The 14,755-nt window shown below is 56.7% G+C and carries 10 protein-coding genes and 1 pseudogene; 4 read left to right on the top strand and 7 right to left on the bottom strand.

Annotated elements, in window-relative coordinates:
- Positions 1-76: 76 nt before the first annotated feature.
- From Q0932_RS18335 to Q0932_RS18325, 3 genes and pseudogenes are all read right to left on the bottom strand, one after another.
- Positions 77-502, bottom strand: a pseudogene (locus Q0932_RS18335) (GDP-mannose 4,6-dehydratase); the annotation flags it as partial.
- 109 nt (positions 503-611) lie between these two features.
- Complete coding sequence (locus Q0932_RS18330) at positions 612-3,671, bottom strand: efflux RND transporter permease subunit (RefSeq protein WP_299356324.1); 3,060 nt, start codon at positions 3,669-3,671, stop codon at positions 612-614.
- Between the two features lie 6 nt (positions 3,672-3,677).
- Positions 3,678-4,760 (bottom strand): efflux RND transporter periplasmic adaptor subunit, encoded by a 1,083-nt coding sequence (locus Q0932_RS18325; protein ID WP_299356322.1) that lies wholly within the window; start codon positions 4,758-4,760, stop codon positions 3,678-3,680.
- Between the two features lie 210 nt (positions 4,761-4,970).
- Here Q0932_RS18325 and Q0932_RS18320 point away from each other — a divergent pair, with 210 nt between their 5' ends.
- Positions 4,971-5,645 (top strand): Hint domain-containing protein, encoded by a 675-nt coding sequence (locus Q0932_RS18320; RefSeq protein ID WP_299356320.1) that lies wholly within the window; start codon positions 4,971-4,973, stop codon positions 5,643-5,645.
- On the opposite strand, the gene Q0932_RS18315 is transcribed toward Q0932_RS18320, so the two are convergent.
- Together Q0932_RS18315 and Q0932_RS18310 are read right to left on the bottom strand one after the other, a co-directional pair.
- On the bottom strand, positions 5,636-6,229 hold the full coding sequence (locus Q0932_RS18315; protein WP_299356318.1) for a nucleotidyltransferase family protein: 594 nt from the start codon (positions 6,227-6,229) through the stop codon (positions 5,636-5,638). The two genes, Q0932_RS18320 and Q0932_RS18315, sit on opposite strands and share 10 nt — an antisense overlap.
- Before the next feature lie 89 nt (positions 6,230-6,318).
- Entirely contained in the window at positions 6,319-8,736 is a 2,418-nt protein-coding gene (locus Q0932_RS18310; protein WP_299356316.1) for an FAD-dependent oxidoreductase, read from the bottom strand.
- Between the two features lie 141 nt (positions 8,737-8,877).
- Between Q0932_RS18310 and Q0932_RS18305 the strand changes: the two genes are divergently transcribed.
- Positions 8,878-9,441 carry a YceI family protein gene (locus Q0932_RS18305; protein WP_299356315.1) on the top strand — a complete coding sequence of 188 codons (564 nt, stop codon included), beginning with the start codon at positions 8,878-8,880 and terminating at the stop codon, positions 9,439-9,441.
- 20 nt (positions 9,442-9,461) lie between these two features.
- Here the strand turns inward: Q0932_RS18305 and Q0932_RS18300 are convergent, their stop codons facing one another.
- Positions 9,462-10,214, bottom strand: a complete 753-nt coding sequence (locus Q0932_RS18300; protein ID WP_299356314.1) for an aldolase/citrate lyase family protein — start codon at positions 10,212-10,214, stop codon at positions 9,462-9,464.
- Between the two features lie 198 nt (positions 10,215-10,412).
- On the opposite strand from Q0932_RS18300, the gene Q0932_RS18295 reads away from it, so the two are divergent.
- On the top strand, positions 10,413-12,836 hold the full coding sequence (locus Q0932_RS18295) for an FAD-dependent oxidoreductase (protein WP_299356313.1): 2,424 nt from the start codon (positions 10,413-10,415) through the stop codon (positions 12,834-12,836).
- A 63-nt stretch (positions 12,837-12,899) separates the two neighbouring features.
- A complete protein-coding gene (locus tag Q0932_RS18290; RefSeq protein ID WP_299356312.1) occupies positions 12,900-14,069 on the top strand; it encodes a BamA/TamA family outer membrane protein in 1,170 nt (389 codons plus the stop codon).
- A 15-nt stretch (positions 14,070-14,084) separates the two neighbouring features.
- On the opposite strand, the gene Q0932_RS18285 is transcribed toward Q0932_RS18290, so the two are convergent.
- Positions 14,085-14,495 (bottom strand): Fur family transcriptional regulator, encoded by a 411-nt coding sequence (locus Q0932_RS18285; RefSeq protein WP_299356310.1) that lies wholly within the window; start codon positions 14,493-14,495, stop codon positions 14,085-14,087.
- Positions 14,496-14,755: the final 260 nt, after the last annotated feature.

The raw sequence follows: 14,755 nt of genomic DNA, 5'->3' as shown, positions 1-14,755 counted from the left end.
GGAAACCATCATACCAATGGAACCCAGGCCGATCATGCACTAACAATCAACTTGGACCCGTCAGATAGGGCTGCTCAACGTTTCCCCAATAGGATTCCGTTTGTGGCCGCACAAGCGGATCCCCGTAGACCTCGGAGGTTGACGCCTGAAGCACTTTGCACTTCAGCCGTTTGGCAAGGCCAAGCATGTTGATTGCACCCAGCACGGATGTCTTCGTCGTTTGCACCGGGTCATGCTGGTAATGCACGGGAGAGGCCGGGCAGGCGAGATTGTAGATTTCATCCACCTCGACGTACAAAGGGAAAGTCACGTCATGGCGCATGAACTCAAACAGAGGGTTGCCGTGCAAATGGTCAATGTTTTGCTTGTTTCCGGTGAACAGATTGTCGACGCATAAAACCTCGTGTCCTTGTGCCAGCAGACGATCGCAGAGATGGGACCCGACGAAGCCAGCCCCACCAGTCACCAGAATTCTTTTTCGAGTGTCGAATGCCCGGGCCATGAATTGTCTTCCTAAGGTGTTGATAAGCACGCCATTGATGCCCGGAGGCTGATCTTGGTCGTGCAACACTTTGAGACGCTGCACGACCAGACGTTGTGGGTGGTTGGCTTTAAGTAGGGGCTTTTGTTTCGTCCATTCGAACCCGCATAAAGACCATGTAGAGTGCAGGCACGATCAAAAGTGTCAGCAAGGTCGCAAAGGTCAGGCCAAAGACGAGAACCACCGCCATCGACTTGAAGAACGGGTCAAGAAACAAGGGCAACACGCCCAATACCGTGGTCAGAGACCCCATCATCACAGGCCGTACCCGGCTGGCCGCGGAATCCACCACTGCATCAAATCGTGCTTTACCCTCAGCTATCTCAAGGTCCATCTGATCCACCAAAACAATCGCGTTCTTGATCAGCAATCCCGAGAGCGACAGCACCCCAAGAATGGCCATGAACTCCATCGGAGTTCCGGTTGAGACCAACCCGATCGTCACGCCAATCATGGCCAGTGGTACGGTGAGGAAAATCAGCGCCGGTTGTCGCAAGGCATTGAACAGCAAGACAACCACCAGAACCATCGCGCCAAATCCGGCTGGCAGCGTCGAGGCGAGGTCCTCGTTTGCCTCGGTCGAGTCACCGTATTCGCCTTCCCAGCTCAGTGTGTAGCCAGGGGGCAGCTCTATGGCCTCGATCTGAGGACGCAAGGTGTTGAACAGGGTGCCGGACAAGACGCCTTCGGCAGGGTCAGCCTGTGCCTGAATGGCCCAAACCCGGTCGACGCGGCGGAATAGGGCGTCTTGCCAGACGGTTTCAAATCCGTCGACGAGCTGCAGCAAGGGGATTGTCCCCCCGGTGACAGGCGACGGAACTTGGATGGTTTCGATCGCCTGCAGTCCGATACGCTCATCCTGAGGCGCACGCTGTATGATCGGGATCAGATAGTCATCTTCGCGGAACAGGGCGACCTGTTTGCCGCTGAAGTTGATGTTCAGGGCATCCGCGACGCCTTCACGCGTGACCCCAAGGCGACGTGCGCGGGTTTCATTCATCTGTGGGATGATCAGGGGCACCTGCTGGCGCCAGTCATCCTTGATCGAAATCGTGTCGGGATTGGCAGCCATGATGGCCTTGGCCTGGTCGGCCAGCTGGCGCAACACAACCGGGTCGCGACCGGTGAACATTGCTTCGATTTTCGACCCACCACCGGGGCCAAGTTGAAAGCGCCAGACCTTGGCCTGCGCATTGGGGTAGTTCTGATCAATATGCTCCTGCAACTGGGGGATTAAATCGTCGATCTTGCGATAATCATCAACTTTCAACAGCAACTGACCATAAGACGCTGTGCGATCCTCGGGGGAGTACACCAGCATGTAGCGCAACGTGCCTTGTCCAATCAGCGTATGAACGTCGGTTACGCCCTCAAGGTCTGCCACTTCGCCTTCGAGCTGGAGCAGTTGGCGGTCCGTTTCGACGATGTTTGTGCCCTCGGGCAGGAACATGTCGACAACGATCTGAGGTGTGGTCGAGGACGGGAAAAAGCCCGGCTTGATTAAAGCCATGCCCGCAACCGCGGCGGCGAAAGCCCCAAAGGTTACCGCGATAACAATCCAGCGCACCCGCAGCAGGGTTTGCATGAACTGCTTGTAGAGAACCATCAGTTTGCCATCGGGTTTCGGGCCGGTGGCATTGGGTTCTTCTTTGAACAACAGGTCGGCAAAGACCGGCACGGCGGTCAGAGCAAAGAACCAGCTGAACCCAAGCGAAATCATGACCACCCAGAACAGGTCGCCGGTGTATTCCGCCGTTGATCCAGGCGCAAATCCGATGGGTGCAAAGGCGATAATCCCTACGATTGTGCCGCCCAAAAGCGGCCATTTCGTGCGCGCCACCACATCCACTGCCATCTCAAGCTTGCGTTTGCCGGCTTTGACGCCGACCAGAATGCCTTCGGTCACCACAATGGCGTTGTCCACCAGCATCCCCAGCGCGATAATCAACGCCCCAAGCGAGATGCGGTGCATCGGAATACCGGCAAAATCCATGACGGCCAATGTGGCCGCGATGGTCAACAACAGAACGCCCCCAATGACCAACGCGGATTTTATGCCCATGAACACGCCTAGCGTCACCAAGACGATCACAAGCGCCGCGCCAACGTTCTTGGCAAAGTCTTTCACAGACAGGTCTACGATGTCCCCTTGATGATAGAAGGTTTCGATCTCTAACCCCAAGGGGCGGTGGTTATCGGTCGCGCTGATGACATCAGTGATAGCGTTGCCCACCTTGACGATGTTTTCGCCGGGCAGGGCAGAAACGCCGAGAACAACCGCAGGAAGGCCGTTGTACCGGAAAATCTTTGTCGCTGGATCTTCGTAGGAGCGGGTGACATTGGCAATGTCGCGCAAACGCACGACGCGGTCCTGATCGCCGGTTGTTACGACCGTGTTCATTAGTGCCGTGACAGTATCGCCGTTCTCAGGCAATTGAATACGCACGCGTTGCTTTTCAATCTGGGCATTTCCAGATGAAACGACGGACGTATGCTGCTGAATTTGCGAGAAAACCTGATCCAGAGAAACACCATTGACCGACATTTGTGTCTGGTTGAACTCGAGATAAATTGCTTCTTCCTGAACCCCATCAATCGCCACTTTGGCAACGCCATCGACCGCCAGCAATTGGGTGCGAACAGCCTTGGCATAATCGTGCATTTCGCGCGGAGAAAACCCGTCGCTGGTCAGCACGTAATAGAGGCCAAACACATCGGCGTAATCGTCGTTTACGAAAGGAGTTGTTGCACCCGGCGGCAAATCACGGGAGGCGTCGTTCACCTTGTTACGTAGCTTGGTGTAGATCAGCGCAAGGTCTTCTTTGCTCTTGGAAAAATCGTAAAGAATATCAACCGAGATTGTGGAGAGACCAGCTTCGGACTTTGAGCGGATCTCTTCGACCTCGAGCATCTCCTGGATCGCGCTTTCCAGCGTTTCCGCAACTTCATTGGCAACTTCGAGCGGGTCAGCGCCTGGATAGGCGGTGATGATTTGCGCCGTGCGGATCACGAATTCGGGGTCTTCGAAACGCGGCATGTTCTTGTAGGCCAGCCAGCCGCCCAAGAGCGACAACACCACGACGATCCCTGCGATCAGGCGGTTCTTAATTGAAAACTCTGCGATGCTCATGCCAGATCAGCCTTCGAAACGACGAACTTGCATACCTTCGAAAAGGTATGACGCTCCAGCACCGACGATTTCGTCGCCCGCCTTGAGCCCCTCTGTTACTGACAACATCCGGCCGATCTCTTTTTCGACGGTGATGTCGCGACGGGTCACACTTAGGGCGTCCCCACTTTCTTGAGCCAGCCAAACATAGGTCTGCTCGCCATCATATTGCACGGCGGACATTGGAATTTCGACGCTTGGGATGTGCTCTGCCGAGACGTTCGGGATCACGGTTGCGAACAGCTGGCCGGTCATTCCGGGCAACACAACCAGCCCTTCGGGGCGGGTAAAACTCAATTCTGCTTCATAGGTTTGTGAGGCAGGATCAGCCTGCTGCGCCAAGGACCGGAACTCTGCCGGAATATTGGCAAGGGGGGCCACGTCCAGATTGAGGAAGCTTTCGATAAACTCAACATCTGAGGCATCAACCAACTGGCTTGCCGGGACGTGCATGACGGCAACAAATTTGGTTTCGCTTTGCAGCGTTATGATTTCCTGACGCGCATCAACGGTTTGGTACTGGTCCACCTCAACCAGAGCCACAACGCCGTCAAAAGGGGCTCTCAGCGTAGCGTCCTCTAGCCGTTTTTCGGCCACTTCGACATTCAATTCAGCGAGCTCGTATTCTGTTTCTCTTTGATCATAAACACTTTTTGAGACATTGTCTTGCTGCAGCAATATCGCTGCGCGTTCAAATTCGACCTTGGCTTGTGCCAATTGCGAGCGGGCTTGATTGAGGTTGTTTTCCAGAATTCGAGTGTCGACCCGGGCGATCAGATCGCCTTTTTTGACAATGGCGCCCTCAAAGACGGGAAGTTCTTCCAGAACGCCGCCTTCCAACATGGTGAGGACGGCAGATTGCAAAGGCTCGACGACGATAGGCTGCGAGATTTCGGTTTCCCTTGGCCGCTCAGTCACCTCGATGATTCTTGCGGGACGTGGTGGTCGTTCGACAGCATCTTCTTGTGCCGATGCGACACCGGGCGTTGTTGCCAGGAAAACAAGAGAAAACAGACCGCCCCACAGGGGCGTCGTGACATTGCGGAACATGGGGCTGCCTTTCGATTCCTGTCGCTTTGGCCTGAGTGTAAACCAGCTTGGACGCGAATAGAACAACAGAGAAAGGTGACGCGAGGGTGGTTGGCCAACACAATTCGGCGAGGAAATTCCGCGCCTAGGTCCCATTTGCGCCCAAATTGACAGGCATGTTTTGGAAGACGGCAGCGCTTTGTGCCGCCTCTGTTACGCAGCGGGTTTTCTATGTTGAATGAAACACAGTTTGTTTTGGAAGTTGATGGGGCCGAAATTCAGGCGGCGCCAGATTTTTGTTATTCCGGGAATTCGCGACCCAAGGCAGGAACGCTGGCGCAGGTCGGAAGTGTGGCAGGCGACGCGATCATCAAAACCATCGAGGGCGAAAAGCCCGCCAGCACCTTGCGTGTTGGAGACATATTGTTGACACGTGACAATGGTTACCAGCCCGTTCGCTGGGTCGGCAGCGCTGTGTTTCGTGGCATAGAGCGTCACCAGAGCATGTTACGCCTGCAAGCGGGCGCTCTGGGCCCCGGGATACCGTCGCGGGATCTGTCTTTGTCGCCGCATCAAAGAGTGTTGACCAAGGCGGATACGCAAAACAATCAAACCACGCAGACCGAAGCCTTAACCCGCGCACGGGATCTGAAGCACCTTGAAGGCGTGACCTATGACCGGGACTTGGCCGTTGCAGACGGTTGGAACATCCTGATGGATCGTCACGAGTTGATCCTTGCCAATGATGTCTGGACCGAGACTTTTCAGCCGGATCGTAAATTGATGTCCGAGGCTCTTGCGCCCGTGCGCGAGGCCTTGCAGAAAGCCTGTCCGAACCTTGCCAAACAAGGCTGCCAGCGTGCCTTTCCTTCGGCGCGCGAAACCTCTCGGCTATTTCAATCCTGACAGTTCCGCCAGTGTGCCCAATCCTCTGGCGTATCGAGATCGGTCAACGCATGGTGATCGGGCAACGGGACATGGACTACCGGCCCGGCAAATTCTTTAACAACAGACCGAGCCCCCTGATCACCTGAAATCTGTGACAACGCTTCAAAACACTCTTGAGGAAAGATCACCGGATGGCCTGCGTGATTGTCGGATGTGACCCCGCGCAGCAGGGCCCCCTCAGGCGCGGCTGTAAAAGCCTGATGCATTTTCATGAGATCCGAGGCTGTCAGGTCCGGCATGTCAGCAGGTAAGATCATGACGGCGGTCACTGTGGCGGGCAGGGCAGAGACCCCGGCGCGAATGGAATGGGCCATGCCCATATCGGCATCTGGCACGATCGCTTGTGTCACGTCGAGGTCTGCCAGCGCCTTTGCACGCGGATGTGCGGCGTCGGGCAGGGTGACACGCACCGGGCAGCCTGTGTCGAGCGCGCGGGTTGCCATGGTACGTATCAAGGGATTGCCATCGACATCCTGCATGAGCTTATCAGCGCCGCGCATGCGCGATGACGATCCGGCTGCAAGAAGAAGGATGGATAGCATAGGCGCCCTTGTCAAAACAGGTCGCCGAAGGCAGCATGGGATGCCTCCGGCGGGAGTATTTTTACCAAAATGAAGGCAGGGGGAAAGGGTTATCCCCGCATGCGCGTTCCGTCAGCGTCAAAGAGCGCTTGTGTAATGAGCCGCGCTTTGCGCATGGATCCGAGGATTTCGATCTCAACCTCAAGGCCTTCGTGGGCCTTGTCGATGGGGACAAACCCCTGTGCGATCGATTTCCGAGCGTAGTGGCTATAGCCACCTGAGGTGCAGAAGCCGACCACCTCACCGTCGAGCCAGATCGGCTCATAGGCGTTGACGTCTGCGTCGTCCGCATCGACCTCAAAGGCGCAGAGTTTGCGGGCCGGGCCAGCTTCACGCTCGGCTTCGGCAGCGGCGCGGCCGATGAAGTCTGTGTTCTTCTTAAAGCTGATAAAACGGTCGAGACCGGTTTCCGCTGCCGTGTAATCCGGTGAGAACTCGGAAAGCCACGAGCCGAAGAACTTGTCTAAGCGCAGGGACATCATGGCGCGCATGCCAAAGGGTTTCATGCCGTGGTCTTGTCCGGCGGTCCAGAGCGTGTCCCAAAGCGCGCGTTGTGAGGGCAGGTCGCAGTAGATTTCATAGCCCAAGTCGCCAGTATAGCTGACGCGCTGGATGATACAGTCACACATGCCTACCGTGGCGCGGCGCACATCCATGAAGCGCATGTCAGACATGTCCTGACGGGTGCAGGCTTGCAGCACTTTCAGAGCATTGGGGCCTGCGATCTGGAAACCGTTCACAGTGTCCGAGACATTCTCGATCTTTACCCCATGCTCTTTGTGCTGGAGGAACCAGCGCATGTGATAGGCTTGCGAGCCGTAAGACGCGGTCAGTTGGAATTCGGTCTCGGAGAGGCAAGAGATGGTGAAATCGCCAATCAGGCGGCCCTTGGGCGAGAGCATCGGGGTCAGTGACAGGCGGCCCGGTTGTGGTACGCGGCCTGCCATGATGTGGTCGAGCCAGGCGCGCGCACCCTCGCCACGAATGCAGTACTTTCCGAAGTTGTGGACTTCGTTGATACCGACGACCTCGCGCACCGCTTTGACCTCGCGCGCGGTGGCGTCAAAAGCGTTGGAGCGGCGGAACGAAGGTGTCTCAAAGCGCGGTTCATCGCCAATCGCAAAGTAGTTCGGGATTTCGATGCCGTATTGATGGCCCCAGACGGCGCCCATCCCATCAAAGATGTCGTACATCGGCGTGGTGCGGAAGGGACGTGCGGCGGGCAGTTCCTCGTTGGGGTAAGAAACAGAGAAGCGTTTCTGATAGTTCTCAATTACCTTGGGGCGCGTGTAGCCGGGGGTGATCCAGTCGCCAAAGCGGGCGCAGTCCATGGCAAAGGTGTCGCGCTCGCATTCTCCTTCGACCATCCATTGCGCCAGCATCAGGCCAACGCCGCCACCTTGGGAAAAGCCAGCCATGACGGCGCAGGCCGACCAGTAGTTGCGCATGCCGGGTACCGGACCGACCAGAGGGTTGCCGTCGGGGGCAAAGGTAAAGGGTCCGTGGATCACGGATTTGATGCCAGCCTGCTCCAGCGCAGGAAAGCGTTTGTAGGCAAAATCGATGGAGTCTTCGATCTTGTCAAAGTCGTCTTGCAAAAGTTCATGACCAAACTCCCAAGGTGTGCCGTCTACGGCCCAAGGTTTGCAAGGTTGCTCATAAAACCCAATGCAAAGGCCGCGCCCCTCTTGGCGTAGATAGCTTTCACCGGCGGGGTCCATGACATGCGGGTGCTCACCGCCTGCATCGATGATCTCGGCGATCATCGGCACTTCGTCGGTGACGACGTATTGGTGCTCCATCGGGTGCAGCGGGAAGTATACACCGGCCATGGCGCCAACCTCGCGTGCCCAGAGACCGCCCGCGTTGACGATGTGTTCGGCGTGAATGGTGCCCTTGTTGGTGACAACGTCCCAGGTGCCATCCGCACGCTGGTTGGTTTCCTGCACCATGCAGTGGGTTTCAATCGTGGCACCACCCATACGTGCGGCCTTGGCATAGGCATGTGTGGTGCCCGAGGGGTCGAGGTGGCCATCAAGTGGATCGTAAAGCCCGCCAATAATGCCGTCTGTATTGGTAACAGGTGCGATCTTGCGAATTTCTTCAGGCGAGACGATCTCGGTCTCAAGCCCCATGAAGCGGTGTTTGGCGCGCTCAGCCACCAGCATATCAAAGCGGTCCTGATTGTCCGCCAAGGTCACGCCGCCCACGTGGTGAAGGCCACAGGACATGCCCGTGATCTCTTCCAGCTCTTTGTAAAGCCGGATGGTATAGCCCTGAAGAGCTGCCATGTTGGTGTCGCCGTTGAGGGTGTGAAAACCGCCTGCCGCGTGCCACGTAGACCCAGAGGTCAGTTCCGAGCGCTCGAGAAGCATCACATCGGACCAGCCCAGTTTGGTCAGGTGATACAAGACTGAACAGCCGACGACTCCGCCGCCGATCACGGCCACACGTGTGGTGGTTTTCATGGGCGCTCCCCTTTCATGGTTCTGGTGATTAGCTTCACAATCGCGGCATTTTTGCAAGGCGCTGGTCACTTTACGACGAGACGTGTCGCAAATGGCGAAGTTGGGGGTCGACAGGTCAAGGCCGCATGTTAGATGTGGTTCATGACGCGCATGTTGATCTCTTTGATGGTTTTTCTCTGGACGGTTTCAGCCGGATGGGCCGGGCCAGTACCCTACAGTCTTGATATCAAAGCCTCCAAAGTTGCATTTTTCTATTCTCTTGGTGGACGTAAGATCGAAGGATCCTTTCAGGTGTCGCAGGCGATGACGATGGTTGATCTGCAGGATGTGCGCCGCTCAACGCTGGACGTCACGATTGCGACCAAATCTGTGAGGGCTGGGGACGCCTTGGTCACGATAGCCATGCGTGGGGACGATTTGTTGGCGACCAAACAATACCCAAGTGCACATTTTGTCAGTTCGCGCGTTGTGCCGAATGCCAATGGTGCCCGTGTGACAGGAGATCTTACGCTGAAAGGTGTGACGCGCCCTGTTACGCTAGATGCGGTTTTCCAACGGCGGGCCGATGCACCGACGGACAATTCGGAGCTGATCTTGCAAGTAACAGGCGCCGTAAGCCGCAAAGCCTTTGATATCTCGGGCTATCCGGATTTGGTAGGCGACATAATCACGCTAAACTTTCAGGTGCATCTGAACCGCGAGTGATCCTCGGATCCAGTCGCACCTCAGCTCTTACACCATCCGGCCATCTCTGCTGCTTTTTCGCGCAGCCACAGGATGTCAAAGCTCGCAACCAGCCTATAGCCGCGCTCAAACAGCGCCAGGGCCTGTGGTTCCGCCAGCGCGGCATTGCCCAATGGAATACTGGCCTTGTTTGCGGCGGCTTCGACCTTGGCAACGGCGCGCTGGAACTCGGGATGCTCGAATTGCCCCATGATGCCCAGGTCAGTGCTGAGGTCGAACTGCGCCGGGATCAACAGGTCAATCCCTTCAACCGCGCAGATCGCGTCAATATTGTCGACGGCTTCAGCTGTCTCAACCAACAGGCAGCAGATCAGATTGCCTTGCTCCTGCGCGGGATAGCTTGCCAGATTTGCCTGCCAGCGTGACTGCGCAATAAACGGGCCAAAACCACGCACGCCATCGGGAGGGTAGTGCATGGATTGCACCGCCAGCCGGGCCTCTTCCGCAGTGCGGATCAGCGGAAAAACAATGCCTTCGGCACCTAGGTCGAGGGCGCGTTTGACCAGGCTGGGGATGTTTTCGCGGATGCGGACCAAGGGTGCACAATCCGTACCGGCCGTGGCGGCGATCATGGCGTGGGCGCTGCCGTAATCAACTGCACCATGCTCAAGGTCTACAATCACAGCATCAAGACCGCTTGCGGCCAGTGCTTGGGTGATTGCCGCGGAGGGAATAGTACAAAGCGCACTGGACAGGCGCATGTCAGTATTTTGCAGCTTTTGTTTAAGTCTCATTTCGATCCTCGCGACAGAGATTTCCGGGACACAGTGACTACGGGAAAAGCTGGAAGCTTAGACCACGGGACTGATTTCGGCCAACACATATCAGGGGTGCGGCGCAAATCTGCGACGAAACATGTCGCAAAAGGGCATTTTGTGTCGGGTCGACGGCTGCAGGTTTAGAGGAAACTGACCACACACGGAACTTTACCCATGCGGACCCATGCTCAAGCAGTCGTTATCGGTGGCGGCCTTATCGGATGTTCAATTCTTTACCATCTCACAAAACTCGGATGGAAAGATGTCGTTCTGCTCGAGCGGGACGAGTTGACCAGCGGCAGCACATGGCACGCGGCGGCGGGCATTCACGGGCTGCATGATAGCGCCAATATCAGCCGCATTCAGCACTATACGATGACGCTCTATAACGAGCTCGAGGCTGAGACTGGTCAAAGCTGCGGCGTGTTTCAACCGGGCTCGCTATACCTCGCGCAGACTGAAAACCGCGAGCACCAGCTGAAATTGCAGGCGGCCAAGGCCAAGCTTTATGGCATGAAATTCCACGAGATCAGCCGGGATGAGGCTGAGCGTCTGCACCCGCTGGTCAATTTCGACGGTATCCGCACCATCATGTGGGAAGAGGACGGCGGCAACGTCGACCCCTCGGGCGTGACCCATGCCTATGCCAAGGGCGCGACGCAGCGCGGCGGTGAGATCCATCGCTTTACCCCGGTGACTGGCACCGAACAGCAACCTGATGGCACTTGGATCGTGCGCACCACCAAGGGCGACATCAAAACGCCTTGGGTCATCAATGCCGCCGGTCTCTGGGGGCGTGAAGTGGCCAAGATGGCGGGTCTTGAGATGCCGTTGCAACCCACGGAACACCAGTACTTTGTGACAGAGACCATTGCCGAAATTGATGCGATGGACCGTCGCTTGCCCTCGGTCGCGGATCGGGACGGCGAATATTACATGCGTCAAGAGGGGCAGGGGCTGCTGATCGGCGCTTATGAAAAGGACATGCGGTTCTGGGCTGAAAATGGCACGCCGCTGGACTTTGCCCATGACCTTTTCCCGGATGATCTGGAACGTATCGAGGAAAACGTATTGCGCGCCATGGACCGGGTTCCGGTGGCGGCCACCGCAGGGATCAAGCGGGTCATTAATGGGCCGATGATCTGGTCGCCGGACAGCAACGTGATCCTCGGGCCGGTGCCCGAGCTGGATGGCTATTTTATGTGCGGCGGCATCATTCCCGGCTTCTCGCAATCGGCGGGCATGGGATTGATGGTGGCGCAGTGGATCATCGAAGGCGAAATGCAGTACGACATGTTTCCATGGGATGTGGCGCGTTTCGGTCTTTGGGCCAACAATCCCGACTTTGTCAAAGCCAAGGTGCGGGATGTCTATTCGCACCGCTTTGCCATTCACTTCCCCAACGAAGAGCGCGCGGCGGGACGACCCGTGAGGACGCGGCCGATTTATGAGACGCAAAAAGCCATGGGGGCGGTCTTTGGCCTGAACTATGGTTGGGAGCATCCTTTGTGGTTTGCCAAAGACCCCGGCACCGTCGATACCAACGGATTCACCCGCCAGAACTGGTGGGGCCCTGTGGGTGAAGAATGCAAGATGCTGCGGGACCGAGCGGGCATCATCGATATCTCGAACTTTGCCAAATACATCTGCAAAGGACCGGGGGCTTCGGACTGGCTGAACGCCGTCTTTGCCAACAATATGCCAAAAGAAATTGGCCGGTCGTGCCTGACGCCTCTGATTGGCAAACGCGGAGGCATTGCCGGAGACTTTACGGTCACGCGATTGGCTGAAGATGAGTTCTGGATCATCGGATCGGGCATTGCCGAACGCTATCACAGCCGCTTTTTCAAACAGGTGCCGCTGCCCAAGGGCACGACATTTGAAAGCCACACAGACAGCATTTGCGGCTTTAACGTCGCCGGACCCAAGTCGCGCGACCTGTTGCAACGGTTGACCAATACCTCGCTTAATACCGAAGACTTCCCTTTTATGCGCTCGAAAATGATCGACATTGCCGGGATCGAGGCGCTGGCTTTGCGCGTGTCGTTCACCGGTGATTTGGGTTGGGAAATTCACTGTAAGGTGGAAGATCAGGCCAAACTTTATGAAGCATTGCTGAGTGCAGGCAAAGACTTTGGTGCAGGTCCTGTCGGGGGCCGTGCCTTGATGTCGTTGCGGGTAGAGAAAGGGTATGGCTCGTGGAGCCGCGAATACAGCCCGGAATACTGGCCGCAAGAGATCGGGTTGGATCGCCTTTGCAAGATGGACAAGGATTTCCTCAACAAAGAGGCCGTGGCCGAGACACTGGCGCAAGAGGCGCGCGAAACCTTGGTCTTGTTGCATCTGGATGAGGCGGACACCGCAGCGTCTAATGCTGACGCAACGGGCGGTGAGCCGATCTTTAAGGACGGAATAGGCATCGGCAAGGTCACTTCGGGCACCTATGGTTACACGGTCGGTATGTCACTGGCGCTGGCCCACGTCAGTGGTGCAGAGCCGGGCGACGAGGTTGAGGTGATGGTGTTGGGCCAACCCCACAAAGCGCGCATTCTGCATGAGCCACCGTTTGATCCCAAAGGGGAAAAGCTACGGGCCTGAACCGCTTGAGATAAAACAACATTCATGCCAATCTGCCCGCTGAGAGAGAGCGGGGACCGTCATATGGCGATCGCAAAGCTATCAGGCATGGCTCGGGCAGGAATGCTCGGGATTGCGGTTTTTGCCGCCTCTGCTGCTTTTGGCGAAGACGAGTCAACAACAGTCGAAGACCAGCCAAAGCTCAGTTTTTCGCAAATGATGACCGATCCAGAGGATGGCAAGTTTGATGTCTCCGCCTTTCTGGGGCGTGGCGGGTTTATCCCGCTGCCATTTGTCATCACCGAACCTGCGCTTGGCAAAGGTTTGGGCATGGCGTTGGCATTCTTTGACAACTCCGGCGTGCCGAACGGCGAAGATACCACGATCTCGCTGGTGGGTGCAGCCGGGACCACCAACGGGTCACAGCTGGCATTTGCCGGTCGCCAAGGCAGTTTGCAGGGTGGTGATATCAAGTATCGCGTTGCCTTAGGCGGCGGGTCGGTCAATCTGACATTCTTTCCCAATATCGGCTCTACACCCTTAGAGTTTAATAACAAAGCCTGGTTGTTTTTTGCGGACGCCCGCAAGCGACTGGGAAACAGTCAGTTTTTCCTCGGGCCGAGCCTGACACTGAACCGATCCAACATTTCGCCGAACAACGACAATGGCACGCCGATCCCGCCCAGCCTTAGCCAAACCATTGATCAGGCGGCCTTGGGATTAGAGTTGACCTTTGACTCACGTGATAACCCTCACACGCCGCGTAATGGATTAAGCGCCAGCCTGTCGGTCAAAAGCTTTTCGCCAACTTGGGGCAGTGATAGCGAGTTTGTCGCTTCCAAACTGTTTGGGGCAGGGTTCTTCTCACCGGATGAGAACTGGACCTTTTCGGCCATGGGGCTCTACGAAGGCACACATGGCGACGCCCCATTCTTTATGGAGCCATCGATTTCCCTGCGTGGTGTTCCCTACAACCGCTATCAAGGCGATCAGGTGTTCTCGACCGAGATTGAGATCCGCAGGCAGGTCGATCCGCGTTGGTCGGTTTTGGGATTTGCGGGCTATGGTGCAACCCAAGCCAGCGGAACTTCGGTTATTGGCGGAGATTTTGAGGCCTTTGCCTATGGTGTCGGGTTCCGTTATCGGATCGCGCGCAAAATGGGGATGGATCTGGGCATTGACTATGCCATCGGTCCCGAAGCGAACATTTGGTACATCACATTGGGTCAGGCCTGGGCACGCCACATGAAATAGGTGCCCGTGATCAGGTTAGCGGCGCAGCGGCACGCCATAAAGCTCTAGCTTGTGACCTTTAAGCTTGTACCCCAGTTTTTCGGCGATCTTTTCCTGCAGGGCCTCGATCTCGGGGTCTACAAACTCGATCACTTCGCCCGACTGAATGTCGATCAGGTGGTCGTGATGCTCGCGTTCGGCATCTTCGTACCGAGCGCGCCCATCGCCAAATTCCAGTTTGTCCAGGATACCTGCCTCTTCGAACAGCTTCACCGTGCGATAGACCGTGGCCAGAGAAATCCCGGCATCGCGTGCTGAGGCGCGTGCATAGAGTTCTTCCACGTCAGGGTGGTCACTGCTCTCTTGCAGTACGGCCGCGATCACCCGGCGTTGCTCGGTCATGCGCAGGCCTTTGGTCTCGCAGCGGGCTAGAATCGTGTCGCTCATGGGGCTGTTCCGTTAACTTCCTGACCTACGGTTTTATCGCCCAAGACCCTGAGTGGCCACCTCTTTGTCGCGGGTTTACAGTGCTTTCTTGGTTGACATGTGAAGCGTCAGGCCCCATGTGCAGCCTCAACCGCCTACTGCCGCGTGAGCAGCAAATATCAGACCGGAGCGAAATCCGGCCAAAGACATAGGCGTTCATCCGATCCCAAGATCACGCGTGGGGCCAGGGTTGCATAGGGCTGACGTCACAGACGCAGTGC

Origin of the sequence: uncultured Shimia sp., from assembly GCF_947498095.1 — a bacterium.
Classification (GTDB): Bacteria; Pseudomonadota; Alphaproteobacteria; order Rhodobacterales; family Rhodobacteraceae; genus Shimia.
Note: the sequence above shows the minus strand (reverse complement) of the source record. Positions and strands in the feature narration are given on the sequence as shown.